The 25,433-nt window shown below is 38.3% G+C and carries 22 protein-coding genes and 2 pseudogenes; 10 read left to right on the forward strand and 14 right to left on the reverse strand.

Features of this window, described 5'->3' with window-relative positions; all coding sequences use genetic code 11:
- Positions 1-569: 569 nt before the first annotated feature.
- The 3 genes from ADICYQ_RS28140 to ADICYQ_RS03400 are packed head-to-tail and all read left to right on the forward strand — an operon-like array spanning position 570 to position 3,844.
- Positions 570-1,232 carry a carboxypeptidase-like regulatory domain-containing protein gene (locus ADICYQ_RS28140; RefSeq protein WP_020891619.1) on the forward strand — a complete coding sequence of 221 codons (663 nt, stop codon included), beginning with the start codon at positions 570-572 and terminating at the stop codon, positions 1,230-1,232.
- A gap of 11 nt (positions 1,233-1,243) precedes the next feature.
- Positions 1,244-2,917 carry a TonB-dependent receptor plug domain-containing protein gene (locus ADICYQ_RS03395; RefSeq protein WP_020891620.1) on the forward strand — a complete coding sequence of 558 codons (1,674 nt, stop codon included), beginning with the start codon at positions 1,244-1,246 and terminating at the stop codon, positions 2,915-2,917.
- 6 nt (positions 2,918-2,923) lie between these two features.
- The gene (locus tag ADICYQ_RS03400; RefSeq protein ID WP_161625571.1) at positions 2,924-3,844 is read left to right on the forward strand and encodes a DUF4249 domain-containing protein; all 921 of its coding nucleotides are present in this window, start codon (positions 2,924-2,926) and stop codon (positions 3,842-3,844) included.
- Positions 3,845-3,902: 58 nt separating this feature from the next.
- Here ADICYQ_RS03400 and ADICYQ_RS03405 read toward each other — a convergent pair whose 3' ends face one another.
- Positions 3,903-4,517, reverse strand: coding sequence for a DUF4230 domain-containing protein (locus ADICYQ_RS03405; protein WP_020891622.1), 615 nt, complete (start codon positions 4,515-4,517; stop codon positions 3,903-3,905).
- Between the two features lie 201 nt (positions 4,518-4,718).
- On the opposite strand from ADICYQ_RS03405, the gene ADICYQ_RS03410 reads away from it, so the two are divergent.
- Positions 4,719-6,401 (forward strand): long-chain-fatty-acid--CoA ligase, encoded by a 1,683-nt coding sequence (locus ADICYQ_RS03410; protein WP_020891624.1) that lies wholly within the window; start codon positions 4,719-4,721, stop codon positions 6,399-6,401.
- Here ADICYQ_RS03410 and ADICYQ_RS03415 read toward each other — a convergent pair.
- From ADICYQ_RS03415 to ADICYQ_RS28150, 3 genes are read right to left on the reverse strand one after another with little or no spacing between them, the layout of a single operon-like run.
- On the reverse strand, positions 6,398-6,973 hold the full coding sequence (locus ADICYQ_RS03415; RefSeq protein WP_020891625.1) for a sugar O-acetyltransferase: 576 nt from the start codon (positions 6,971-6,973) through the stop codon (positions 6,398-6,400). The genes ADICYQ_RS03410 and ADICYQ_RS03415 overlap by 4 nt on opposite strands.
- A 3-nt stretch (positions 6,974-6,976) precedes the next feature.
- The gene (locus ADICYQ_RS28145; protein WP_235114341.1) at positions 6,977-7,282 is read right to left on the reverse strand and encodes a hypothetical protein; all 306 of its coding nucleotides are present in this window, start codon (positions 7,280-7,282) and stop codon (positions 6,977-6,979) included.
- On the reverse strand, positions 7,239-7,517 hold the full coding sequence (locus tag ADICYQ_RS28150) for a DinB family protein (RefSeq protein WP_020891627.1): 279 nt from the start codon (positions 7,515-7,517) through the stop codon (positions 7,239-7,241). Before ADICYQ_RS28150 ends, ADICYQ_RS28145 begins: the two co-directional genes overlap by 44 nt.
- A gap of 171 nt (positions 7,518-7,688) precedes the next feature.
- On the opposite strand from ADICYQ_RS28150, the gene ADICYQ_RS03425 reads away from it, so the two are divergent.
- From ADICYQ_RS03425 to ADICYQ_RS03435, 3 genes and pseudogenes are all read left to right on the forward strand, one after another.
- A complete protein-coding gene (locus ADICYQ_RS03425) occupies positions 7,689-9,056 on the forward strand; it encodes an exonuclease domain-containing protein (RefSeq protein WP_020891628.1) in 1,368 nt (455 codons plus the stop codon).
- Between the two features lie 42 nt (positions 9,057-9,098).
- Positions 9,099-10,117: pseudogene (gene mgrA, locus ADICYQ_RS03430) on the forward strand (L-glyceraldehyde 3-phosphate reductase).
- A gap of 171 nt (positions 10,118-10,288) precedes the next feature.
- Positions 10,289-11,086: a hypothetical protein gene (locus ADICYQ_RS03435; protein WP_020891631.1), complete on the forward strand. Its 798-nt coding sequence runs from the start codon at positions 10,289-10,291 to the stop codon at positions 11,084-11,086.
- A 173-nt stretch (positions 11,087-11,259) separates the two neighbouring features.
- On the opposite strand, the gene ADICYQ_RS03440 is transcribed toward ADICYQ_RS03435, so the two are convergent.
- From ADICYQ_RS03440 to ADICYQ_RS28155, 8 genes are all read right to left on the reverse strand, one after another.
- A complete protein-coding gene (locus ADICYQ_RS03440; protein WP_020891632.1) occupies positions 11,260-11,883 on the reverse strand; it encodes a hypothetical protein in 624 nt (207 codons plus the stop codon).
- Between the two features lie 47 nt (positions 11,884-11,930).
- The gene (locus ADICYQ_RS03445) at positions 11,931-12,629 is read right to left on the reverse strand and encodes an SIR2 family NAD-dependent protein deacylase (RefSeq protein WP_020891633.1); all 699 of its coding nucleotides are present in this window, start codon (positions 12,627-12,629) and stop codon (positions 11,931-11,933) included.
- 33 nt (positions 12,630-12,662) lie between these two features.
- The gene (locus ADICYQ_RS03450; RefSeq protein ID WP_020891634.1) at positions 12,663-14,651 is read right to left on the reverse strand and encodes an OmpA family protein; all 1,989 of its coding nucleotides are present in this window, start codon (positions 14,649-14,651) and stop codon (positions 12,663-12,665) included.
- Positions 14,652-14,655: 4 nt separating this feature from the next.
- Positions 14,656-15,090 carry a hypothetical protein gene (locus ADICYQ_RS27020; RefSeq protein ID WP_020891635.1) on the reverse strand — a complete coding sequence of 145 codons (435 nt, stop codon included), beginning with the start codon at positions 15,088-15,090 and terminating at the stop codon, positions 14,656-14,658.
- Between the two features lie 139 nt (positions 15,091-15,229).
- Entirely contained in the window at positions 15,230-15,814 is a 585-nt protein-coding gene (locus tag ADICYQ_RS27025) for a hypothetical protein (protein ID WP_020891636.1), read from the reverse strand.
- 395 nt (positions 15,815-16,209) lie between these two features.
- Positions 16,210-19,617: a 3-keto-alpha-glucoside-1,2-lyase-like domain-containing protein gene (locus tag ADICYQ_RS03460; protein WP_020891638.1), complete on the reverse strand. Its 3,408-nt coding sequence runs from the start codon at positions 19,615-19,617 to the stop codon at positions 16,210-16,212.
- Between the two features lie 28 nt (positions 19,618-19,645).
- A complete protein-coding gene (locus tag ADICYQ_RS03465) occupies positions 19,646-20,626 on the reverse strand; it encodes a Gfo/Idh/MocA family oxidoreductase (RefSeq protein ID WP_316929259.1) in 981 nt (326 codons plus the stop codon).
- Complete coding sequence (locus tag ADICYQ_RS28155) at positions 20,566-20,910, reverse strand: hypothetical protein (RefSeq protein WP_020891640.1); 345 nt, start codon at positions 20,908-20,910, stop codon at positions 20,566-20,568. Before ADICYQ_RS28155 ends, ADICYQ_RS03465 begins: the two co-directional genes overlap by 61 nt.
- A 169-nt stretch (positions 20,911-21,079) precedes the next feature.
- Here ADICYQ_RS28155 and ADICYQ_RS03470 point away from each other — a divergent pair, with 169 nt between their 5' ends.
- The gene (locus tag ADICYQ_RS03470; RefSeq protein ID WP_020891641.1) at positions 21,080-21,304 is read left to right on the forward strand and encodes a hypothetical protein; all 225 of its coding nucleotides are present in this window, start codon (positions 21,080-21,082) and stop codon (positions 21,302-21,304) included.
- Between the two features lie 11 nt (positions 21,305-21,315).
- Positions 21,316-21,570 (forward strand): DUF7218 family protein, encoded by a 255-nt coding sequence (locus tag ADICYQ_RS03475; RefSeq protein ID WP_020891642.1) that lies wholly within the window; start codon positions 21,316-21,318, stop codon positions 21,568-21,570.
- 265 nt (positions 21,571-21,835) lie between these two features.
- Here ADICYQ_RS03475 and ADICYQ_RS03480 read toward each other — a convergent pair whose 3' ends face one another.
- Both ADICYQ_RS03480 and topA read right to left on the reverse strand, forming a co-directional pair.
- The gene (locus ADICYQ_RS03480) at positions 21,836-22,102 is read right to left on the reverse strand and encodes a hypothetical protein (RefSeq protein ID WP_020891643.1); all 267 of its coding nucleotides are present in this window, start codon (positions 22,100-22,102) and stop codon (positions 21,836-21,838) included.
- Positions 22,103-22,285: 183 nt separating this feature from the next.
- A pseudogene (topA, locus tag ADICYQ_RS03485) lies at positions 22,286-24,737 on the reverse strand (type I DNA topoisomerase).
- Positions 24,738-24,906: 169 nt separating this feature from the next.
- On the opposite strand from topA, the gene ADICYQ_RS03490 reads away from it, so the two are divergent.
- Positions 24,907-25,383, forward strand: a complete 477-nt coding sequence (locus ADICYQ_RS03490) for a SixA phosphatase family protein (protein ID WP_040414330.1) — start codon at positions 24,907-24,909, stop codon at positions 25,381-25,383.
- Positions 25,384-25,433 lie beyond the last annotated feature (50 nt).

Genomic DNA, 25,433 nt, shown 5'->3' on the forward strand with positions numbered 1-25,433 from the left:
TTGCCACCCACGGTTATTGTAGTTCAGACCCTTCAGGTCTGGGTTTTTTAGAAAAGTGGACAATAGTATTACTATAGTCATTGTAATCGGATCGTCATTGCGAACCCTTTTTATGAGGGGCTGAGCAGGGAGAGGGTCATACTGCCCTAAAAAGTGTGTCTGAATTGTAAAGGTCCAACTTGGTTTTGACCACCTTCCGGCGGCTGAGTGGAGTCGAAGCCAAAGGGTGACGTATCCGAATTTACCTACTCTTTCGGCCCTGTTTAGGATCCGGCAATCTGAACCCTTATTTCAATAAGTTTTATAATTAAATAGTGTAGCGAAAGACATTTATTTTACGTCTTGTGATTGGGCTAGTCATAATTTTTGAAATTAACCCTGCTAATCAAATAATTACAAATATTTAATGTAGTAAATAACTTATAGTTTCCTGTGGGAGCTTTACCAGTTCTTTATTTGAACTACTACTGTTATGTTTGGTTTAAGGTTAAATAAATTAGTTGCCAAGTCAGTGCTTTAAATTATATTTGCCAAATAATTTTTGGTGTTATACTTATTATATATAAAAAATGAGATTCCTTACATTTTGTATATTATCAATACTTTTTGCTTTCCCAGGGTTTTCTCAAAAAATCACCATTAGTGGAACAGTAAAAGAAGAAGGGACAGGAGAAAATCTGATTGGTGCGAATATTTACGATAAAATCTCCCAAAAAGGGGCTGTTACCAATCAGTTTGGTTTTTACAGTTATACAACTTCCAGCGATAGTTTGGATTTGTTTTTCAGCTTTGTAGGGTTTCAGGCGAAGCAGATAAGATTTGTTGCAAATTCAGACACGGTAATCAACGTAACGCTGGTCCCTGATGGGACACTTGAAGAGGTGGTGGTTTCAGCTTCTGATATGGATCAAATCCAAGAGGTTACGAGAATGAGTTCTATTAATGTGCCAATTGAGCAAATCAAGGAATTGCCAGCATTAATGGGTGAGGTAGATGTTTTTAAAGTTTTACAATTGCTGCCAGGCGTGCAATCTGGTACAGAGGGAGGAAGCGGTTTGTATGTAAGAGGAGGAGGACCGGATCAAAACCTCATATTATTAGATGGAGTGCCTGTATACAATGCATCACACCTTTTTGGTTCTTTTCAGTTTTCAATGCGGATGCCATCAATAATGTTGAACTTATCAAAGGTGGCTTTCCTTCGCGATATGGCGGCAGACTTTCTTCTGTGATTGATATAAGCATGAAAGAAGGGAACATGCAGGAGTTTAAAGGAGAAGGTTCCATAGGATTAATTGCTTCAAAAGTGACTGTGGAGGGGCCCATAAAGAAGGACAAAACCTCTTTTATTTTGTCTGCCAGGCGGACTTACCTGGATATTTTGGCCAGACCGCTTATCAAAGCTGCTACTGAGGGAGATGAAAATTTAGGTTATTATTTTTATGACTTGAATGGCAAAGTCAATCATATCGTCAATGATAAAAACAGGTTGTACCTGAGTGTCTATTCTGGAGATGATAAGGCCTATTCCAAGTTTAAAAACTTTTATGTCAATGACAACGAAAGGACGGAATATGATGAGGAATTTGGCTTGAAGTGGGGGAATTTCATCTCTGCACTCCGATGGAATAACGTGATTAATAGTCGACTGTTTAGTAATTATACTTTTACCTACAGCAAGTACAATTTTGACCTCTTTAGCAATTATGAAGAGAAAATCACTGGTTTAGGTGCCACTGAGACCAATACCTATTCAGACAGGTATTTTTCTGGCATTAGGGATTGGGCGGGGAGAGCAGATTTTGAATTTATACCTAATCCGGATCATTATTTCCGATTTGGTACAAATGTGATTTTTCATAAGTTCTCACCTGGTGTATATGCTAGCAAAAGCAGTGTGGGAGACAATGATCTACAGTTAGGTGCAGAGGAATTAAATTCAACAGAATATGCCGTCTATGCCGAAGATGATATAAACATTACTTCCCGGTTGAAAGCCAATTTAGGACTGCATTACTCAGGATTTAACACAGAAGGTCAAAATTACAATTCCCTTCAACCCAGAATAGCAGCCAGGTACCTGGTCAATTCCAGCACCTCTGTAAAAGCGTCCTACGTCACCATGGCACAATTTATCCATTTACTTACCAATGCAGGCCTAGGTTTGCCTACAGATCTATGGGTACCAGCGACTGCCAATATTGGACCTCAAAAAGCGATGCAGGTGGCCATTGGAGGGGTTAAGAATTTCAAGAGTTTCGAACTGAGTGCCGAGGCGTATTACAAGACCATGGATGGGCTAATTGAATACAAAGATGGGGCAACCTACCTCAACCTGGATGAAGACTGGCAGGATAAAGTGGCTGCAGGAGAAGGGTTGAGTTATGGACTTGAATTATTGCTTCAAAAGAAAGTAGGCAAAATATCCGGATGGATAGGTTATACGCTTTCTAAAACTGAAAGGAGATTTGAAGAGATTAACTTCGGGGAATGGTTTCCTTATAAATACGATCGAAGGCACGACGTGAGCCTTGCCCTTGCCCATGAGTGGAAAGAGAACAAAGATTTTTCTGTGGTGTGGGTATATGGTACAGGAAATGCTGTTTCACTTCCAACACAACGTTACGAAGGAGCGTCGGTAAATTCAAATGGTGGTTCATGGCGACCAGATATAGAATATTATGAAAGTAGAAATAACTTCCGTAACAGAGACTACCATAGACTTGACGTGAGTTTTAGTTGGTGGAAGACCAAAAAGTGGGGAGAACGAAAATGGACGCTTGGAATCTACAATGTTTACAACCGGATGAATCCTTTCTTTATGGATATTGGTTATGATAAGCAGAGCAATAAACAAGTGAAACAATACAGTCTTTTCCCTATTATTCCTTCGTTTTCTTACGGGTTTAAATTTTAAATGAAGATGAATACATTACTTAGCTTTCGTAGATATTTCCTGCTTATTCCTATAGTAGGAGGCATGTTCATGAGTTCTTGTGAAAACACAGTGGACATTGATATTCCTTTTGTAAAACCTCAGGTGACATTGAATGCAACCCTCATTCACAATACCTTTCCAAAGGTAAGGCTAACTTATTCGAGACATATTCTTGACAACAATTGGGAATTCGAACCAATAACAACGGCGGAAGTGAAGTTAACTGCTGATGGTCAATCCTTTTACCTGGACTATAATGAGGAAAGTGAGGAATACATTAGTTTGGACTATATGGTGATGGAAGGAAAAGAATATACTGTTGAAGCCAATGTTGAGGGCTATGACATAATTAGTGCTACTGAAATTGTCCCAAATCAGGTTCCAATTAAAGGCCTGGTTTACAATGGAAAGGCACAAGTAGACGCTTACTCCACGAGTGACGACATTACACTGATTTTTGACGATCCGATAGGTGAAAATCACTATGAAATTTCCGCCTATTATTACCGCCTTAATTCCTATACAGATCAATATGGGAATGAGTTTTATTATTCTGATAATCAGCCGATTTATCTGGAACCTAAAAATCCCACTTACGAGAGTGATTTTTTCTCAAATGGTGCAGTATCTGTAGATGATAAACTTTTTGAAGGAAAAGAGGCTAGGATTGACTTTTTTACCGGGGGGAATTATATGGAATTAGACAATGGGGGAGAGGTTCATTTTGTATTGAAAGCAGTGTCTCCAAGTTATTATTATTATCGATCTACCTCCGGCTTACAAGACTGGAATGAAGGGGATCCTTTTGCCCAACCAGTACAGGTTTTTTCTAATATCGAGAATGGAATAGGCGTTTTAATGACGGGAAATATTTCATCGGAAAAAATGGAAACCGGTTCAAATTAATTGTAACCAATATCGTTGACTGGCTTTAATTTTACATTTACGAATAGTGGTTATTGGTTTAAAAATTCAAATTGTCTAAATCAGTAGGAGAGTTTATGGTCGTCTCCTGGTATTGCAAACTCCATCCCAAGGAATTGGTCAAAATATAGATTTTAGAAAGCTCATTTATCAGCCTTTCTTTGGCATCCTCTTTCAAATCAGACTGGTTGATTTTTGCCTGGATCATTTTATCTACACTGCCTTTGATCTTGTTATAGTCAGCAGCATCAAACTTATTGAAATAGTCCTGGCTGACATCGTAATACTGAAGGTCAGGATAAATGCTTATTTCTGGTTCGGGAAGAAATAGGATGTTCACTTGCTTGGCTTCTTGATCTATTTCTGTTTTAATTTGCCTTAGGTCATACGCGATGGTTACTTTCGCATTCACGATGACCAGTGCCTTTTTGTTGGCAGTGAAAATGTCAAAGTAATTTTTTTTCGTGTTTTTATAACTCAACACTTGAGAAAACTGCCCTTCAGTTACGATCAGTTTGCCTACTTGCTTTATTTGTTGCTCCAATAATGCCGAATTGAGTTGTATTTCTTCTTGCTGATTGCTTTTGCCCATAAAATACTGAAACGACCAAATAACAGCTATTGCGGTAATGATTCCTGCCAAAAACCTAAACATAATTTTGCATAATAAACTGGAAGACCTTATTAATCTAACAAATGAAAGGAGAAATAGATTGCCTTCCTATAAAATAATAGTTGAAAGCAGATGGACTTAGAATATTGTAGGAAAATTTTAATAGGAAAAACCTTTTAATAAAAGAAATACATTGAATATATTAGTACGAAAGCCCAAATCAATACACTCAAATTAACAATTATGATGGATTTTCCATGGTTCAAGTTTTATCCGGAAGCCGTTCCCAGGCAAATTGATCCGGAGCAATACAGTAGTGCAGTAGACCTTTTTGAAGAAAGCATAAAAAAATATGGAGATGCAATCGCCTATGAATGCATGGATAAAACCATTTCTTTTAATGAATTGGATAAGTTATCTGCTACTTTTGCCTCCTTTTTACAGCATGAGTTTAAATTAAAAAAAGGAGATAGAATAGGGATTCAAATGCCTAATTTACTCCAGTATCCTATAGTGATGTTTGGAGCGCTCAGAGCAGGTTTGATTGTGGTCAATACCAATCCTTTGTACACTTCATCTGAAATGGAACATCAATTTTCTGATGCTAAAGTTAAAGCCATAGTTATCGTAGCCAATTTTGCACATAACCTTGAAAAAATCAGAGAAAAAATTGGTGTCAAGAACATTGTGGTTACCGGAATTGGTGATTCACTTGGCGGATTTAAAGGGACCATAGTCAATTTGGTAGTCAAGTACATTAAAAAAATGGTGCCTGCTTATAATATCCCTGAAGCTTGGAGTTTTAAAAAGGCCATGGCGGCAGGCGAAAACAAAGCCTATGAAAAACAGCAATTAAAAGGGGAGGATTTGGCCTTTTTGCAATATACTGGAGGTACTACTGGCGTGTCTAAAGGAGCCATGCTGAGCCATGCCAATATTGTGGCGAATATGCAGCAGATTTCTGCATGGATGAAGCCAAAGTTAATAGAAAGCGAAGAAACAGTAATTACAGCCCTTCCTTTGTACCATATTTTTGCCTTGACAGTCAATTGTCTTGCGATGATGAAAATCGGTGCCCATAATGTTTTAATTACCAATCCTCGGGACATGCCGGAATTTTGTAAAACCCTTAAGAAGCACCCCTTTAGTGTCTTTACAGGAGTCAATACACTTTTCAATGGTTTGCTAAATCAAGAAGCTTTTAGGTCTTTGGATTTTAGCTCTTTGAAAATTTCAGTTGCAGGAGGAATGGCTCTACAATCATCCGTAGCCAAGAGGTGGAAAGAAGTTACCGGTGTTCCTATTTCTGAAGGGTACGGCCTTACTGAAACCTCTCCAGTAGTTTCTTGTAATCCTATAGATGGTACTGAAAGGCTAGGTACAATTGGTATTCCTTTGCCAAATACAGATGTGAAAATCGTAGACGATGCAGGAAATGACCTGGCATTGGGTGAAAGAGGTGAATTATGCGTAAAAGGTCCTCAGGTAATGCCTGGGTATTGGGAGAGACCTGAAGAAACTGCAGATAGTTTTATTGGTGAATGGTTTAAAACTGGAGACATTGCTGTCATGGATGCCGACGGTTTTTTTAAGATTGTTGACCGGAAAAAAGAAATGATTTTGGTTTCTGGTTTTAACGTATATCCTAATGAAGTGGAGGATGCCTTGTCTGCTCATGACATGGTAAACGAAGTAGGGGTCGTAGGTATTCCTGACGACAAATCAACCGAGCGTGTAATTGCCTATGCTGTCCTCAATGATAAGTCACTCACGGCTGAAGACTTGATTGCTTTCTCCAGAGAAACCTTGACAAGCTATAAAGTACCCAAAGAAATTTATTTTGTAGATGAACTTCCCAAGTCTAACGTGGGAAAAATCCTAAGGCGGGTAATTAAAGAAAATCACTTAAAGAAGATGGCAGATTAAGCCATCTTCTCTCCCTGGTCTATGTTCTTAATGATTTTGGCTGGATTTCCACCCACGATTACATCTGCTGGTACATCACGAGTAACCACTGCGCCAGCAGCTACGATGCTTCTGTCTCCGATGGTTACACCAGGGCATATAATTGCTCCTCCTCCCACCCATACATCATCACCAACCGTAACTGGCTTGCCAAATTCTAGTGAGCTACCTCTGGTCTTGGCGTCTAAGGGATGAGTGGCGGAATAAATATGAACTCCCGGACCAAACATACTTCGGTTACCGATTTTTATTGGTGTGATGTCTAAAAGGACACAATTGAAATTAAAAAAAACCTGATCGCCAACACTGATATTATAACCGTAATCACAGAAAAAAGGAGGTTCCAAACCAAAATCCTTTCCTACACTTTTAAAAAGTTTGTGGACAATTTTATTTGTATGCGCAATATCGCCCGGTAACTCATGATTAAGCTCCTTAAGTAATTGTCTTGCCTGAAACCGGTCCTTGCCAAGTTCTTCATCTGATGCTAGATACAGTTCTCCTGCGAGCATTTTTTCTTTTTCAGATTTCATAAATTAATCCAGGTTTAGTTGTTTCTTGATTTGAGAAAGGTGTCTTTTTTCATGACTCAAAATGATTTCTATTGCAGTGTCCAAAGGATATACGATCCATTTATTGCCTGGAGAGGTAATCATTAGATTATTGCCCAAGTAAGGTTCTAGCTGTAGTATATAATTGGACAATTGATCTTGCTTATTGCGAAAATCAGCTTTTAGGTCATTGTTATGTGTTTTTTCTATTGGCTCCCAAGCCCTGAAAGTTTTAAATCTGGCTTCTTTATTCAAGGCTGAAAGGATTTGTTCTCCCATCTTTTTTACCATAAAAAGGGAGTTTACCTAATAGTGGTTCCTTAAAGTTTTGGTCAATAATTCGATCAAAGATGGAGAAATAAGAAACGTTAACTTTGATTAAATGGTCAATGATCTCCATCGGACTCCATTTTCCCGGGCTTGGCTTTAGGTTTAAAGTAGTAAGGTCATATTCCTCTAAAAGCTTCTCAAAGTCCCAGGTGATCTTGGTCAATTCCATTTGCCAGGCATCTGCTTTTTCTTTCATTATCGCTCTGTTTTAATAAGTAATTGAATTAAAAGATGCCATGAAGGAAATTGTTTGGTTAATTCTTCAGTTTAATATTTAATATTACACATTTGGTAACTTTTATTCAAGTAGAAATTAAATGAATCAATTTTGTTTCTGCTTAGTATTGTTTTTATTTATAACCTATTTATGTATGCAATTGTAGATATTGAAACTACGGGGGGATTTACTGCTAACAATAGCATTATAGAAATCGCCGTAGTTTTCCATGATGGAGAGAAAATAACTGGCCAATACGAAAAGCTATTGGATCCGGGAATTCCGATACCCGGTTTTATAACAGGCCTGACAGGTATAGATTCCCAGATGCTTGAAGGCGCACCAACATTTGGCCAAATAGCAGAGGAGCTTTTTGGCTTATTGGAAGGTGAAATATTTGTTGCTCATAATGTAGGCTTTGATTATAGTTTTGTTAAACAGGCATTTGAAAAAGAAGGCAAAGAATACAAACCCAAACGCTTATGTACTGTCAGGTTAAGTAGGAAGCTTTTTCCGGGTCTTAGAAGTTACAGCTTAGGACGATTGTGTGAGTCCAGAGGGATTGTAGTAAATGACCGTCACCGTGCCATGGGAGATGCCTGGGCTACTACGATATTGTTTGGGCAACTTCTGGAGACAGATCAGGATGGGCTTATCGATCAAGCAATAAAAGGCAAGAACAAAGCCTTAACATTGCCACCGAATATTAGCAAGGAACAGTTTAATGAAATTCCGCAATCTACTGGAGTGTATTATTTCCATGATTCTAACGGAAAGGTGATATATGTGGGAAAGGCGATCAATATTCAAAGCCGTTTCAATGGTCACTTTACAGGCAAAGCTAAATTGAACCTTAAAAGTGAGATTTGTGATGTAAGCTATGAGGTTACAGGTAGCGAATTGTTGGCATTGTTATTAGAGGCCATGGAGATCAAAAGACTGTGGCCAAAGTACAACAGGTCGCTTAAAGTAAAGGCAATGTCCTGGGGGATTTTTTCTTATTCAGACAGGGAGGATTATACGCGGTTTCAAATCAATAAAATAGCAACAGGTTTTCAACCATTGGCCACTTTCACCAGCCATGCTACAGCTTGGAAATTCCTGGTAGAGAAGAACAAAGAATTTAACCTATGCCCCAAACTAAATGGGATACAAAAAAAGAATGGGGCCTGTTATGATTTTCAGGAAGGGGAGTGCAAAGGTGCTTGTTGTGGAAAGGAAACTTCCGAGGATTACAATCAAAGGGCAACTGAAGTTTTTGCTGCTGTGAAGATGGAGGGAGAAAGGTTTTTAATAAAAGACAAGGGGAGAAATCCGGAAGAAGAAGTGGCCTTATTCTTTGAAGATGGATTCCTGTCTGCCTATGGTTTTTTAGATTTAAGCAATTCTTACAGTTCATCCGAAGAAGTGGTGTCCGCGCTAAAACCTGTTAAAAGAGTGATAGAAACCCGCTATCTTTTAAAGGCCTTTTGGGATAAGATACCAGAAAATAACATCATATATTTAGCAAATAGTTGAAATTCTCCAACAGTTATAATTTCTATAAAACAAAAATATAGTATGACAATTAACGATAAAGAACCTTTAGAGATGTATGTACCGAGCCCTTCAAGGTATGAAGGTATGAAGTACAGAAGGTGTGGGAAAAGCGGTCTTGATTTACCTGCCATTTCCTTAGGCCTTTGGCACAATTTCGGTCATAGCGATGACTTTAAAATAGGCAGGCAAATCTTAAGAACGGCATTTGATTTGGGCATTACACATTTTGACCTGGCAAACAACTATGGTCCCCCATATGGTGCTGCGGAAGAGAATTTTGGCAGAATTCTTAAAAAAGATTTTTTACCCTATAGGGACGAATTATTGATTTCCTCCAAAGCAGGTTGGGACATGTGGCCAGGGCCATATGGGAACTTTGGATCTAAGAAATACCTGGTGTCTAGCCTGGATCAGAGTTTAAAAAGAATGGGGCTGGATTATGTGGATATTTTCTATCACCATCGCCCAGATCCGGATACACCACTAGAAGAGACCATGGGAGCGCTGGATTTGATCGTTCGTCAGGGGAAGGCCCTCTATGTAGGTATTTCTCAATACAATGCTGAGGACACTGCTAAGGCCTCTAAAATACTTAAAGAACTGGGTACTCCATGTTTGATCCATCAGCCAAGATATAACATGATGGATAGATGGGCTGAGAAAGATTTGCTAGCTGAATTGGGAGATTCGGGTATAGGAGCAATTGCCTTTTCCCCATTGGAACAAGGGGTACTAACCAATAAATACCTTAACGGATTTCCTGAGGATTCAAGAGCAATAAAAGATGGTAGATATCTTAAATCAAGTAATATCACACCTGAAGTGTTGGGGCAAGTAAAAAATTAAATACTCTAGCAGAAGAGAGAGGACAAAGCCTTGCGCAAATGGCCATTGCCTGGCTTTTGAAGAGTCCGGTAATCACCTCAGTATTAGTGGGTGTAAGTAAGGCGTCTCAACTACAGGACAATGTAAATAGTTTGAGTAATTTAAGTTTCTCGAAGGAAGAATTAATGAAGATAGAAGCTATTTTAAACGATTAAAAGTGCTTTATCTTACCGTACACTAACAAAAAAGGCCCTAACTGTTTGTTTTCAAACTTAGGGTCTTTTTATTTTCCAATATTTATATTTTTAAAGGTAAAAATTACTTATAATCGGTTTATATTCTATTTTAAATTTGTATATTGGCTTAGAACCCAAAAGCAAGAAGATATGAAAAAGCAGCTAATTATTTGGTTAATATCCGTAATGGCAGTAGTCAATGTTTATGGACAGGATGAAAGATTTTTAGTCTTGGAATTTATTAAAGTCGAGCCTAATAAAGTTTTGGATTATTTAGAGTATAAAGAGTTTTTAGCCGAAGTTTATCAACAAGAAAAAAAAGATGGTCATATCAAAGGTTGGGATTTCTGGTCACTTCAATCAGGTTCTGAATTGGAAGGGGAGAATTTTCAATATGTGACAGTCACCTATTACGATGATCCGGTATCCATGATGAATGGGAACAACATGAACCATTTGATCAATAGTGCCGTGCAGGCTTTTCCCGAAATGAGTGCTGAACAAGCAAAAGATAAAATCGCATCCTCGTTAGAAATGCGTGATTTAGCTGTGAGAAGCTATATGTTAGAGGTAGCAAAAACGGATGATGATTTTCAATACAAACCAGGGATATTGGCTACTTTCGATCTAATGAAGGCGGTAGAAGGGAAATTTCAAGAATACGAAACTGCAGAAGAGGAAATTTTCTTACCTCTCCATCAGAAGAAAATCAACAATGATTTAATGGAGGATTGGAGATTTTTAAGGACTGCACTTCCGACAGGGAGTGAAGCAAAGTCTACTCATTTAACCATGAATATTTATAGGGATTATATTCAATTCTTCAATTCTATGGAGTACGAAGACATGGAAATGACGGATAAAGAGCAAGAAGCCATGCTTGAAGGTTTGAAATCCAGAGAACAAAAATGGGTCTATTTGGCAACCTTGCAATCCATTGTACGATAATTTCAAAGCAGATTACGCCCTTTTCATTTCAATGATTAAACAGAAACAGCCACATTGTGGCTGTTTCTGTTTAATCATTTTTGTGGGTTCACTTCATTTTTTTATTGGGTCGAATTTCTTGAGGGTAACCCACTTTTCTTAAAGGTTAGCTGAAGCGGTTTTATGATCCGGGCTTAAGGGTTGAAAACTGCGTTTTTCCAGCCGAAATGTTTACAAATCTTCACCATCAAAAAATTAACACCAGTGTGGAAGACTACAAGTAAGAAAATGGCCAATAATGGTACCCCTAGTATTTGTAAAGGCCAGTGATAAGTCCAAACTCCTAAGTTAATGGTTATGATCTCTCCATAGGTAGGGAATATCATTGCCACCACGATTGAAAGTAGAATCTTGGTTGAGGTTTTGCTGATTTTAAAGGACGAAAATAAATCTTTTTCGAGCTGATAAATATATGTAAAAGCCAATGCCCAGGCGAATGGTAGCCAATATGGAAAAGACCTGCCTAAAGACAGGTCATGGTATTCCCAATAGCCAAAATAGATTCCCCATAGTTCACAACAAACACCCAAAATACCTCCTAATATAGTGCCAGTAAGGAACACCATTTTATCCTCAGCATCTCGCTTCCATCTTTTCACCAGAGAGTAGGTAAGGTAACAAGCAAGTAATAGACCTATCCAAAAATCATAAGCATGAAAAAAACCAATGAGAAAACCTGCAAGGGTAAGCTTAATGATGTTTTTGGCAATTATGCTGCAGGTTTCGGTTGCTGTTGTTTTACTGTATTCCGTATCCAAGTAGTCAGTTTTAAAAGTGAAAAGCAAAACTATAAAATATATTTTTATTAGTTCTTAAAATTCCAATTTTTCAAAAGGTTTTCCAACTTGTTCACTCCAGTGCTGGCTTTTTCTTTGATTGCGAATATATTTTCTTGACTATTTAAAACTGGGATTTTAGGGTCAATGATAAATTTTGGAATGCCTTTGGCAGCAAAGTCTATCAGCCCGGCGGCGGGATAGACAAGCATGGATGTGCCTATCACTGCCAAAGCATCTGCACTTTCCACTTCTAATATGGCTTGACTCATTTTTGGGACAGGTTCACCGAACCAAACAATATAAGGCCTTAGTTGACTTCCTTTCTCGCATTTGTCACCAAGATTTAACTCCCAACCTTCTATTGGATAAATCAGGTTGGGATCAATAGTGCTCTGCGCTTTAAACAATTCTCCATGTAGGTGCAGGACTGAGGAAGAGCCTGCTATCTCATGCAAGTTGTCGACATTCTGGGTGATTATGGTTATTTTATAAGTGTCCTCTAAGGCTGCAAGTTTAAGGTGCGCCTTATTCGGTTTGGCATTGAGGCAAGCTTTCCTTCGTAAATTGTAAAAATTCAGTACTTTCTCTTTGTCATTTTCCCAGCCTTTGGGAGAGGCAACTTCCATAACATCATGGCCTTCCCAAAGCCCGTTGTCGTCACGGAAAGTTTTCAAACCACTTTCCGCTGAAATACCAGCACCGGTTAGAATTACTAGATGCTTCATTTAAAATTTCCTTTTAATTATATTTAAATAATTCTAATATAGAACCTGAACTTCCACCTTACGGTCTTCAGGTCTTGAACTCCTTTTACTTCCCCGAATCAATAATGCACCTGGTTGGCGTGCTATCTTGTCCTTGTCTACCCCAAACTGATTCAATAAACTTTCCTCTACTACAGCTGCTCTCTTTTCTATCAGTGTCAAATTATAGGAGGTACTTCCAGTATTGTCAGCAAATCCTTTCACCAATATTTTTGCTTTGGGGGTTTGGTTTAGTCTTTTTACCAAAGGGACTAACTTTAATACTTCATTTTCCGATAAGGTACTCTTATTTGATTCAAAATAAATTTCAGCATAAAAGCCATTCTCTATTAATTCAGCAGTGCTTTCAGTAGGATTTGACAATGGAAGTGGAACAGCGACACGAGTTGATAGTATTGGTTGGGCAAACTTGTATTTTTGTCCACCTACAGCTTTTCCCGGAACAGCTTTAAAACCTGTGCCTGGAGCCATTTCAGTGCTATCCAAATAAGCAAATGCAGTTGTGTCTCCTATAGCCATTGAATCAAGTGAATCAAGAGGGGCGATGTTATTAGAATAATTAGGACGGTTTACTGTAGAAGATTGGCTGTAATAAGGCATTGGATAAGGAATATTATAATTGGAACCCTGGCCTTTTGAAGATTCTAAGTATAAGCCACCGACGTATGGCTCATTTGCTTCCACCACAGTGTTTTCATTGTACCTCCTGTAAACATTCTCTGTTTCTTGAGGATAAATCATTTCCTCTTGCGTTCTTCTAAAGGGATATTGCCAAACCACTACCGAATCAGTCCCTTCTGCGGTTTCAATACTTTGAGAATTAAGTACCGAAAAAGTAAGGGTACTGTCAGTATTGGTAACGGCTCCTATTTCAGTAGGGGTTTCTCTTGCATTATTTTTAGTAGAAACTGCTATTCCTTCAGGAATAACCTCGTTTTCCTTATAGATGCCATTACTGTTTTTGACCTTGACAGAAGCCATGATAGGTGCTAAAGTATCCGTTTCGGAATTAGCAGCTTTTAGCTCTGTAATTGTTCTAATTATTGTCGAGGACGGACTTATAGGATTGGCTCTGAATGCAGTTTTGGAAGGGAATAAACTGATTTTTATTCCAAAATGGTGATTGAAGAACCAATCTTTGTTGTTTTGGGCGTCACCTCTAAAGGGGGGCTCACCTGGACTTAAGACTATGCCTGGATAAGCGGCATACTCTTGAAAATCGTTGGTAAATATTGTTCTGCTCGCTCCATCGACATCATCAATATAGTCCGTATTTGTTCTTTTTACATCTGATTGGACATACAATTCAATTTGTTTTGTTAACCTTAGCCTCAAGCCAATTCCCGCAGCCAAATAAAAGGTGTTATCCTTATAGCCATTGTCACTGGACGCTTGTAGTTTACTCAGGTCTGTTTCGAAAACCCCATCAGTTTCTAATGTGTTTTGCGAATAATCGTATTGGTTTCCGTTTGCATCTAAAAGGTCACCTTTCGGCTTGAATTGCATCCATCCACCACTCGCAGTGAAGTATGGGGCTACCAATGAATTTTCCAATAAGATTTTTCCATTATCGGTTCTGAAAACAAAACCTAAACCCAAGTCTCTAACCTGGGTTTCAAAATTTAAGGCCCTGTTGAAGTTCGGCATCTCTAATTGTAAACGATCCTCTTTGTCTAAAAACCTATCACTCATAGACAAAGTGTATTGTCCTCCGCTTAAAAGAAGTCCCCAACTTGCACTGATTCTTTGTTCTATGGACAAAGACAGAGAAGGAGTCTGGTTATAATTTACATTATAGGAGTAGGCTTCGCCTAATGCATTCCAGTCCAAAAATTGTTCATGGCGGTAATTACTGAGATCACCGTAATAATTGGAATACCCTATCCCTGCGCCTATGCGGAGCTTGTATGGATTCAGTTGTGCCGATAGATCGCTTGCCTGGCCTATCAATAATCCTAAGAGTAGAAAGATGGTTCTAAACATAGCTTTATTGTTTTAGCCCTAACCAAATATTGAATTCAGCACTAAAGCCAACAAATGGATACAAGGTTACATTTTCAAGATTTGAATTAACACTAGAAGAGGTCAATACTGCTCCGGCATTAAAACGCAATATTCTGAAAATACTGTAGCCTAAACCAATGTAGGAAGGTCTACCGATAAGCGGGCCACTAATCTCTGTTTGGTTTCCGTCAGTCATATTTGAGAAGAATACGCCAGTTGAAATTGAAGCATTTCCTAAGAACTTAGTGAAATTTTTATTACCTAAGGGCAAGGAGATACCAGCAAATGCTGAGGTTCCATATTCCAGATCATTGAAGCCTCCACCAAAGTAAGTCCCAGCGTATCCGATATTAATTGGTAAATAATGGGGCTTCTTATCGGTTGGATAGTTGTCGATTTCCCGTATATCAACAAGCATTAGCAGATTAGAACGCAGGTATTGATCTGATTCTGCCTTTGTAAGAGCTACAAGTTGGTCTATGAGTTGATTGGCATAGTACGCTTTGTCAGTGCCTTCAGAGGCATTGTTTTCTTTAATAAATTAAACTTGGCATTTTTCAGCTTAACACCATGAACCTGTTCGATTTTTGTTTTACTACGTCACTGAAACCGGCGAAATCCTGATCCAATTGGTGGGTATAATTGCTAAGCCCTTGGTTAACTATTTCGTTTAATTGAATGATCATGGCCTTTTGAGAGACCAAGGCCTTCACCTCTTTTTTGGTGACTTCAAAATTTGCCTTTAGGTAAGTTTCCAGATTGGTATGGATAGCATCCTTTACAGCTGCCATTTCCGTGGTGTCTGTGGTGTTGTAATAATAGAAGTTCAAAGTATAATTTTCACTACTTCTAAGTGGGTAGGCAACATAGATTTCAAAAACGGAAGGGGTTGTTAGGTAAGCGGCCTTCCATGTATAAGTTTCAGCAGTATTGATTTTTTTTGTGGTTTTATGAATTTTTACCTCTACTCGCCGTATGCCTTCAGGAAGAAGGCCGTCTATTAGGAATCTTTCTTCTGAGGGTAGGGGAAGTCCTGAATTAATCTGATTTTTTTCAGGAGAGAAACTTACCGACTTTATTTGACCAATAACCTCCATAGGTAAGGTCAAGACTAAACATAAGATTAATAAATTTTTCATCATATTATTAGATTGGAATGGGTCAATGTAGATAAATATTTTATAAAATTAATTTTTATACAATAATGTTTTTTAATATTGAATATTATAAATTAATCTATAATCATGCCAGATTATGGCTTAGTTTTTAGTTGGTTCAAAATAATTGGCATCCGAAGCAATAATTGGTGTATGAGTAAGCATTCTTTCATACAAAATGTTTGCTTTAGAAGACTTTTTTTTTACTATTTCATTTTTCGGGTAAACCCCTTCTAAAAATATAGGGCACAAAAAAAGGAGAGACAATTTGATTGTCTCTCCTTTTTTAATTTATGATTCTAATTGTACTTCAAATAGGCATCAGTTGGGAGGGTTCAAAGAAATTTCTTAATATTTAAATCCTCACTGCCTGGCTTTTTTTAAAGTGTTTTTATCCTGATGTTTTTGAAAAACAAGTTGTCGCCATGACCAAGAAATCCAATATGTCCTTTTTTATTGGAAAGTCCAGGATGCTCTCTTTTGTCCAAAGTTCCATTTTTACGGGCATCTGCAATATTCACGTCAAGGGTTTTAGTACCATTTAAAATGACCTGAATCCGATCACCTTTTACGATAACTTCTTGATAGTTCCACTCACCTACAGGCTTAAGGTGTCCTTTTTTGGCAGCACTAGTACCATATAAGGAGCCATGATATTGATAAGGCTTCAACTTGCTGTATATTTCTGCAGTATCATCCAAAATTTGAAGTTCCATGCCCTCATAAGCAGCATCTCCTTTTAATGGTGCTCTAATACCCAAGCCATTGTTTGCTCCGGGAGTAAGTTTGAATTCAAATCTGAATTCAAAATCACCATATTCTTCACTGGTCATCAAATTACCACTGCCGCCTTTATCAGGATATATAGCCAATACCCCATTTTCAACAACATAGTCTATTTTATTGCCCGTCCATTTATCCAAATTTGTTCCATCAAACAATACTTCAAAGCCATCTTTTTTCTCTTGTTCGCTAAGCTCGAATTTTGGGGCTCCAACTAGCTCACGAATATAAATGTCTCTGTAGGCTACGTAAGTGCCATGCGCTTGTAGTTCGATCTGTCCAGTTGGGAATATCGGTAATTCTCTGTCCCAAAAATTCTCAAGTGTTACATCATCTACTACCAATTCACCATTTAAATAAACAGTAACCTTTTCGCCTTGCATAACGATGTGGAAAGTATTCCATTCTCCTACTGGGTTATCCGCAACTTTTATAGGCTTACTAGGATGTTTTTTGTTGTTGTACAATCCTCCTGATCCTACTTCAGCACCTACATTTGTTCTTGCAATATCCCAAATTTGAACTTGAGGGGTTCCTCTCAAATAGATACCCGCATCTCCATCAGCAGTGATCTTCCAATCTACAAACATTTCAAAATCACCAAAGTCTTTTTCCGCAGCAATGTTCTGACCTTTACCTGTGAAAACAAGTAAACCGTCCTCAGCAATCCAGCCAGTGGCCATGGTTTCATTGGCTTTTTCCTGTTCACGCTTGAAAGTTCTTTCAGTCATTTCAGCTCTTTTTATTGGATTGCTGAATACACCTTTCCAACCTTCTAAGTTTTCTTCGTTGAATAAGCTATAAAAACCTGCCGTTGTAGGCATCTCATCAAGGAACTTCTTAAGAGAAGTTTTATAATATTGGCTGTCCTGCCCAGAGATTACTTCGATTGTGCGTTCTACAATAGTCTTCACTTTATCACCGAAAATGGCATCATTGTTCTGCACAATGTTCATCACTGCTCTTGCTGCAGCTTGCTGATAAGTTGGGTTTTCCTGGTATTTTCCAGCAACAAGTAATGCTTGGAAAGTAGGGTAGTTGCCCAATTTGTTTAATATCGCTTGGATATTCTCTTGACTTTTTGCCAATTCCAAAGCGTCTCTCAGCATCAATACTTTCTGAACGTCAGCTCCTTCGGTTGCTGGTACTAACCTTACATAACCTGCCAATGCTTCGTCCATCAAATTATCAGTGCTTGCATTTCGAGCGATGTGTAATAAAGGACCCGTTGCTGCAGGATCTTCTGACTGGTTTAAGGCACTTACTACAGCTTGTCTTTGTCCCGTATTTCCTGTTTCATATATGTCCTGAAGCTTCTTCAAAGCCGATTCTCCACCGGTTTTGGCCATTACTTTGTATAAGTACATTTGTTTATCCAAAGCCAATTGAGGCAATAGGTCCATTGCCCACTGGGTTTCTGAAGCTATATTTCCTTTTAAGGCGTTTGCAACAATGATGGCCTCCTGAATTTTCTCCAGGTCATCAATATCGCTTTCGCTTTTTAGAAGGCTTATCAATTTTGATAAATCATCTGGCGTGGCCATTGAAGAAAGAGCCGTTAGCGCAGCAGTTTTGACTTCAGGGTCATTGCTGGAAGTAGCAGCAAAAACAACATCAATTTGGTCCTCTGCAGCTCTTGAAGCCAAGAGACCCAACAATGCTATTTTGTTTTCATTGGATGCATTGGCAATCTTTTTTGCAATTTCAGAAGTGACATTGTCTCCTTTCATGGTTTGCAAAGCAGCTACCAATTGCTTTTTATCGGCGTCATCAACAACCGCAAAAAGATCCAATATTTCCGTCAAGGCCAAATTATCTCCAGATGTTACAATGGAAGAAATGGCTGTTTGACGAATTTTGTCATTGGTACTTCCCAGGTAAGGTAAAATGGTTTGGGCGATGGCATTGTTTTTAACACTACCCATTCGTTGGAGTATGGCTACAACTGTATCATCAGAGCCTTTGCTCAATGCTTTTTTCCAATCATCCAATCCCTGAATGAGTTGATCATCGCTAAGGTAGCTTAAAGCTGTACCTCTATACCTGTATTCATCGGATTGAGAAGCCTTGATTATTTGTTTGTTTGCTTTTTCAGGCGCAAATTTCACCAATAATTCCAAGGCACCGGCTTTGGTGTGGTAATGCTGTGTGATGTTGGTGGATTTGTCTAATTTTTTCGCCAGTTTTAGCGCCAACTTATTATTTCCTTTAGCACCAATATTGTCAATATAGCTTAGGTATTGTGCAGAAGCATTGCTTGGTTCAAAAGTAAACCCTGCGCTCTCAGCGGAAGCAAACAATAGCCCAGCACTTGAAGGCTCGGCGATATTGGCAAGCGCATATATGGCTACCCTTTTCAACGATGGATTGCTAGAACTAACATAGGGTGAAATCATTTCAGTAGCGGCTACTGACCCAATATCTCCTAAAGCTTCTATAAAATTAGCCTTTTGATCGTCATTGCTAGCTGTTTCTAAAGCTGCCATTAATGCCGCCTGAGCATTGGAAGAACCAATATTAGCCAAAACCCTGGAAGCTGTTCCGGAAAGTCTTTCATTGGTTAAATAAGGTTGGATGCCTTCCACATTTGTGTCTTTGGCAATCCATTTTATTTGCTTCAATACAAAGTTTTGTGCTTCAGGATCATTAAGTTTTCCCAAAGCATCGATATATGCATTTACCGCCATATTCGCTTGCTCTTCTCTGCCATCTTTACCGGCATAAAATGCAAACCCGGCCAAAGCATACTCTATTTTTTCATTGTTGACACCCGGTTGCTGCATAAGCGTCATTTCTGTAATGCCACTCGCACCAAGGTTTTCCATTTGCTTCATAGCCGTCTCTAAGCTGCTTGCATTTTCGGCCGGAAATCGGTTAAGCAAATCTGCAATTTTAGTGGCAGTTGTTCTTCCCGCATCAAGTTGATTCTGTGCCTGGCTTAAAAACACCTGCCCCATAAAAAGGCAAAGTAGGATAGCCACTTTTTTTATAAAATATTTTTCCATAATACTGGTATTCCTTTTATGTTTTAGATCAAATGGTATAAGGTGCTCTCATAGGCTGATTAATGAGTCTGTTAGCTCCTTCATCATTTATGAATTCTAATTTAACAGGGTCAAAATTCAAAGTCCTATTAACTCTCAAGGCAGCTAATCCCATGTTTACCAAGGTGCATGAACGAAAACCATTTTGCTCATTGAGCGCAAATTTCTTTCTGTTTTTAACCGCATCCACAAAGTCCGTAACCTGAGGTGTAGGCTCAGGGAATTGTGCCAATTTTCTTTCCATATTAGGAATGTCGGATTTAAAGCCTCTGTAGAGTTTACCATTTGGTCCGGCTATATAAGGTGCTTCAGTAGTACCTTCTCCATCCAATATAATCTGACAGCCATCTTCATAGGTGTAAGTGATTTTTCTCCAGGTGCCTACTGCTTCTGGGTGTTGCTGTGGCGCATCTACTTCTACTTTCACAGGACTTGTATTGTCTTTTCCAAGGAAGTATTGTACTGGGTCCAGGTAGTGCTGTCCCATGTCTCCTAATCCACCACCATCATAATCCCAGTAACCTCTGAAGGTACCATGGGTTCGGTGTTCATTATAAGGTTTGTAAGGTGCTGGACCTAACCAACGATCATAATCAAGCTCTTTGGGAATAGGCATTTCATTCAAACCGGTTTTTCCTACCCAGTAAAATTTCCAATCAAAGCCTGTTAATTTACCTACAGTTACTTTGAGTGGCCAACCTAGCATTCCAGAATCCACCAATTTCTTGATGTTTTTGACTTCGGTATTCATACCGTAAAAGTTACTGTCAAAGCGAAACCAAGTGTTTAATCTAAAAATATTGCCATGCTGCTTTACTGCTTCCATGACTTTTTTTCCTTCACCAATAGTTCTTGTCATTGGTTTTTCGCACCAAATGTCTTTGCCTTCTCTTGCCGCATCAGCAGCCATTATACCATGCCAATGTGGGGGTGTAGCAATGTGTACAATGTCAACCTCAGGAAGTTGTATGAGGTCTCTATAATCAGCAAAAGTTTTAACGTTTTACCCAAAGTTTCTTGAGCGATTCCAATGTGGCGAGTATCAACATCACAAATGGCTACAGTTTTAGTTCCTGCATAATTGAAATGGCCTCTTCCCATTCCACCAACACCAATTATACCTTTTGTTAAATGGTCGCTGGGTGCCAGATGTCCTTTACCCAAAACGTGTCGGGGTACAATACTTATACCTCCTAGCGCCAAAAGACTACCTTTTAGGAAGGTTCTTCTGGAATTTTTTAAGTTACTGCTCATATTTAATTAAAATTTTTCTGAACTATTGATCCGTGAATATATTTCCTTGTGAAAGGATAAACAAATAAAAAGGGACTTAGGGTGAAATTTTACTGTGAAAATAGGTGACAAAGACAATTTGGAATGGTTTTGGTTATAATTTACATAGAATAAAACAAAATAAATAAAGATGGAAAAGAATAATCAAAACAATAAACAGGATGATTTCCAGAACAATAGTTTCATAGAAGCTCAGAAAGAGGCCGAAGATGGAAAAGCTGGCAAGAAATCTTCAAAGATGGTAGAAGAAAAATCTGAAGCGAAAGCAAAAGCTAAAGATGAATTAATGCGCGCCAAAAATGCCGATAAAGAAGTAACTACCGAAAGTGAAAAATACAGAAGGGATAATGCATAAACGATATCATCATGCCAAAAGGAAAGATGAAAAGTATTAAAAATGAGGCCCAATATGAGGCCCTTAGAGATAAAGGATACAGTAAAGAGAAATCTGCAAGAATCGCTAACGCTCCAGATACTGAAACTGGAAAAAAAGGCGGAAAAGCACCTCCATATGAGGAGTGGACAAGAGAAGAACTATATAACAAAACAAAAGAAATTGGCTTGGAAAAGGTAAGCCATCTGAAGAAAGGGGAGCTAATTGATAAGTTAAGAAATCATTGATGGCTCTACCAAAGTTAACTTGAGTTCAACCCTTGTCATTAGGAGCCATTAATACACACAGCTTAACCTTTCGATTAAATTGTTAAGCAATTTCTCTTGTAGAAAGAAAAGAATAGATGCCTTGAGGGGTTACAATTTGGAACCGATCAGCCATTATCTATTTAGAGCAATCAGTAGGATGAACCCAAAATAGCATAGGAAATCTTATGACTAACCCAATTTCGGGCCTGATTGCTCTTATAGAATAATAGTGCTTAGGTGAGAATTATTTCCGTCTATCATTTCTTTTTTTTATGGCTTTTCTCCAAAACAGGTATAAAATAAAAACCAGAATGGGTAAAATAATAAATATTACCAAATCACTGGTGTCGGAAAGATCTATTGGATCAGAAGGTTTTGGAAGGCCTTCTTGAATTTGTGCCATTAGCCCATGTGGAACGATAGCCATTAATAAAAGAGATACCCAAATTGAAGGTTTTAACTGCGGTCTAAAATCACTGTGCTTTTTAAATATTGAGGATTTATCTTCCATTTGTTTCTTTATTTAAATGAATAGTTATTCCTAAATATTATGAAAACATCATGCCAAAATCCGGTATAGTATTTATAATTAGTAGCATTATCAGGGAAAAAATTAGTCTATTCAAGAAAATCCACTTGAGCGCAGTGTTTAGAAGGATGAGTGAATGATTATAACCCTAGGACAAGTGATTTACTACAAAAAGTGAGGGTGTTTATTAAGTTTAGGTTTAATGAAACAAAAAAGGCAGGTATAAACCTGCCTTTTTTTATTTTTAGTTTTCGTTTCCGCTTTCTTCTTCGTTTCCGTTTTCTTTTTTGCTGGAGCTTTCTTTGCCGGAGCCTTTTTTGGCTTGGCTTTTTTAGGGTCTCCCTGGGTTTCAATGATCTTCATGACTTCTTCGTAAGTCAAAGATTCAGCTTCTTTGTCTTTAGGAATTTTAAAGTTGCTTTTTCCCATCTTTATAAATGGACCCCATCTACCATTCAGAACCTGTATGTCAGGGTTTTCATCAAATGACTTGATGTGCTTTTTGGCATCTGCTTCCCGCTTGTCTTTTATCAGTTGTATGGCTACTTCTTCAGAGACTGACAAAGGATCGTATTCTTTCCCTAGAGAAACAAACTTGCTATCGTGCCTGATATAAGGTCCAAAGCGGCCAATAGCAGCAACTATCTTTTTATCCTCAAACATTCCAACATCTCTTGGAAGCTTAAACAGTTCCAGTGCATCCTCAAGCGTAATGCTTTCAATGAACTGCCCTTTAAGTAAGCTGGCAAATTGTTTTTCTTCATCTTCAGCATCACCTATTTGGACCAAAGGACCGAATTTCCCCAGTCTGGCGATAATAACCTTGCCAGTTTTGGGGTCTATACCCAATTCCTTGCTTGAATTAACATCCGTCCTTTTGATGTTTTCGGTCAATTCCACCTTAGTATGGAAATTGCCGTAGAAATTCTGAATCATTTCCTCCCAAGGTTGTAAGCCTTGCGCAATTTGGTCAAATTCCTTCTCCACTTTAGCAGTAAAGGAAAAGTCAATCACATTTGGGAAATGCTCAACAAGAAAATCATTCACCACCATTGCAATATTGGTTGGGAAGAGTTTGTTTTTTCTGTCCCTGTGGTTTCTGTTTTTTCTGTTTCAGTAAACGACCCATTTTGGATGATCATTTCAATGTACTTCCTTTGCGTGCCATCCCTTGACTCCTTTATTACATAATTTCTCTTTTGTACTGTAGAAATGGTAGGAGCATAAGTGGATGGTCTTCCTATTCCCATCTCCTCAAGTTTCTTCACTAGGGATGCTTCTGTATATCTTGCGGATGGTCGGGTATAAGATTGGCGCCCTTTCATCTCAACAAGCTGTAAAAGCTGTCCTACCGTCAATGGAGGTAATAATCCTTTTCCAGTTGTCTCTTCTTCTTCGTCTTCATCTGTACTTTCAAGGTATACTTTTAGGAATCCTTGAAATTTGATCACTTCACCATTGGCACTTAATGTTTGATCGGCATTTGAAATGGCAATGGAAACATTGGTTTTTCTAATTGAGCATCTGCCATTTGAGAAGCAATTGCTCTTTTCCAAATCAATTCATACAAACGCTGTTCGTTCCTGTCTTTGCCTGCATTTGACTCTGAAAAGGAAGTTGGCCTGATGGCTTCGTGAGCTTCCTGTGCACCTTCAGATTTCGATTTAAATTTTCTTTTGTTATGGTATTCATTACCATAAGCTGATTTTATTTCATTTTCAGCATCCTTTAAAGCATCCTCAGACAAATTAAGACTGTCTGTTCTCATGTAGGTAATTTTACCCGATTCATATAGCTTCTGGGCAATGTTCATTGTCTGAGCTACAGAGAAATACAGTTTCCTACTTGCTTCTTGTTGCAATGTGGAAGTAGTAAAAGGGGGTGCCGGACTTTTCTTTGCTGGCTTGGTTTCCAGGGATTTGATAGAAAAATCTGCCTCAAGACAATTCTTTAAAAATGCCTCTGCTTCCTCTTTGGTTTCAAACTTTTTAGGTAATTCAGCCTGAAGTGTCTTTCCTTCAACATCGAAAAGAGCCGTTATTTTAAAAGAAACGGTAGGATTAAATTTATCAATTTCCCTTTCCCTATCCACAATAAAGCGAACAGCTACTGACTGAACCCTTCCTGCGGAAAGACCTGCTTTAATTTTTTTCCATAAAACAGGGGAGAGCTCAAATCCAACCAACCGGTCCAGGATTCTTCTGGCTTGCTGTGCATTTACCAGGTCATAATCGATGGTTCTGGGGGATTCTAATGCTTTTGTAATTGCAGATTTTGTAATTTCCCTAAAAACGATCCTTTTGGTGTTTTCATCTTTTAAATTAAGAACCTCTTTTAAATGCCAAGAAATTGCCTCTCCTTCACGGTCATCATCACTTGCTAGGAATACAGTTTCTGCACCCTTCACTAATTTTTTTAATTCTTTTATAACCTCCTTTTTATCGGCGGTGACTTCATAAGTAGGTTTGAACTTATTCTTTACATCTATAGCATTTTCACCCTTTGGGAGATCTCGAACATGCCCGTAGCTGGAAGCAACTTTAAAGTCTTTCCCCAGGTATCCCTCTATTGTCTTGGCCTTTGCAGGTGACTCGACTATGACTAAATTCTTTGGCATGGTTGGTTTCTTTATAGATAAAAGTAAATGGGATCAGGTAAAATTCCACAATTCAAGTCCTAAAAATAGATGTCATATTATTCTCTTCCAAATAATCATTCAAAGCAATTTTTATTGCCGATAAAATTTACACATATTTATTTTTCATTTTGTAGTTAAAATTAAGCAAATGGCTAAGGAATTATTATTGGTTCGACATGGCCTCACCGAGGCATCAAGTTTTGAGACCAAAGATCTTAAGAGGAACCTCACAATGCCTGGAATAGATCAATTGAAAAGATTATCCAACCTGTTGAAAGTCAGTGGTCAGGTCTGTAATCATCAAGTTTACAGCCCAGCCAATCGATGTAGGCAAACTGCTGATATTTTGGCTTCTCAAATAGCGATTGACAAATCTTCACTTGTCAATGAAATTTATCAGGCTGATCACAGAGAATTACTTCAGGTATTACATCGCTTTGGTAGCGAAACAAATCATGTCATGATGGTAGGGCATAATCCTGGAGTGAGTCATTTCGCCGCTTATCTCACCGGTGAGGATCATTTGCTCTTTTCTCCGGGGATGATGGTAAGAATTAGCTTTTATGTAGAAGAATGGGAGCATATTTCAAAAAATAGTGGGGTTCTTGAGGAAATCCTCCAATAGGATTAACCTTAGTTTCGAATATAGAAAGTATATAATGGTAGGTCAATACC

Source organism: Cyclobacterium qasimii M12-11B (assembly GCF_000427295.1).
Classification (GTDB): domain Bacteria; phylum Bacteroidota; class Bacteroidia; order Cytophagales; family Cyclobacteriaceae; genus Cyclobacterium; species Cyclobacterium qasimii.

Bases quoted from the DNA above. Each gene is read 5' to 3' on its own strand.
- ADICYQ_RS28140 (WP_020891619.1), top strand. From the start codon at position 570: ATGAGATTCCTTACATTTTGTATATTATCAATACTTTTTGCTTTCCCA.
- ADICYQ_RS03395 (WP_020891620.1), top strand. From the start codon at position 1,244: ATGAAAGAAGGGAACATGCAGGAGTTTAAAGGAGAAGGTTCCATAGGA.
- ADICYQ_RS03400 (WP_161625571.1), top strand. From the start codon at position 2,924: ATGAATACATTACTTAGCTTTCGTAGATATTTCCTGCTTATTCCTATA.
- ADICYQ_RS03405 (WP_020891622.1), bottom strand. From the start codon at position 4,517: ATGTTTAGGTTTTTGGCAGGAATCATTACCGCAATAGCTGTTATTTGG.
- ADICYQ_RS03410 (WP_020891624.1), top strand. From the start codon at position 4,719: ATGATGGATTTTCCATGGTTCAAGTTTTATCCGGAAGCCGTTCCCAGG.
- ADICYQ_RS03415 (WP_020891625.1), bottom strand. From the start codon at position 6,973: ATGAAATCTGAAAAAGAAAAAATGCTCGCAGGAGAACTGTATCTAGCA.
- ADICYQ_RS28145 (WP_235114341.1), bottom strand. From the start codon at position 7,282: ATGGTAAAAAAGATGGGAGAACAAATCCTTTCAGCCTTGAATAAAGAA.
- ADICYQ_RS28150 (WP_020891627.1), bottom strand. From the start codon at position 7,517: ATGAAAGAAAAAGCAGATGCCTGGCAAATGGAATTGACCAAGATCACC.
- ADICYQ_RS03425 (WP_020891628.1), top strand. From the start codon at position 7,689: ATGTATGCAATTGTAGATATTGAAACTACGGGGGGATTTACTGCTAAC.
- ADICYQ_RS03435 (WP_020891631.1), top strand. From the start codon at position 10,289: ATGAAAAAGCAGCTAATTATTTGGTTAATATCCGTAATGGCAGTAGTC.
- ADICYQ_RS03445 (WP_020891633.1), bottom strand. From the start codon at position 12,629: ATGAAGCATCTAGTAATTCTAACCGGTGCTGGTATTTCAGCGGAAAGT.
- ADICYQ_RS03450 (WP_020891634.1), bottom strand. From the start codon at position 14,651: ATGTTTAGAACCATCTTTCTACTCTTAGGATTATTGATAGGCCAGGCA.
- ADICYQ_RS27020 (WP_020891635.1), bottom strand. From the start codon at position 15,090: ATGCTTGTTGATATACGGGAAATCGACAACTATCCAACCGATAAGAAG.
- ADICYQ_RS27025 (WP_020891636.1), bottom strand. From the start codon at position 15,814: ATGATGAAAAATTTATTAATCTTATGTTTAGTCTTGACCTTACCTATG.
- ADICYQ_RS03460 (WP_020891638.1), bottom strand. From the start codon at position 19,617: ATGGAAAAATATTTTATAAAAAAAGTGGCTATCCTACTTTGCCTTTTT.
- ADICYQ_RS28155 (WP_020891640.1), bottom strand. From the start codon at position 20,910: ATGAGCAGTAACTTAAAAAATTCCAGAAGAACCTTCCTAAAAGGTAGT.
- ADICYQ_RS03470 (WP_020891641.1), top strand. From the start codon at position 21,080: ATGGAAAAGAATAATCAAAACAATAAACAGGATGATTTCCAGAACAAT.
- ADICYQ_RS03475 (WP_020891642.1), top strand. From the start codon at position 21,316: ATGCCAAAAGGAAAGATGAAAAGTATTAAAAATGAGGCCCAATATGAG.
- ADICYQ_RS03480 (WP_020891643.1), bottom strand. From the start codon at position 22,102: ATGGAAGATAAATCCTCAATATTTAAAAAGCACAGTGATTTTAGACCG.
- ADICYQ_RS03490 (WP_040414330.1), top strand. From the start codon at position 24,907: ATGGCTAAGGAATTATTATTGGTTCGACATGGCCTCACCGAGGCATCA.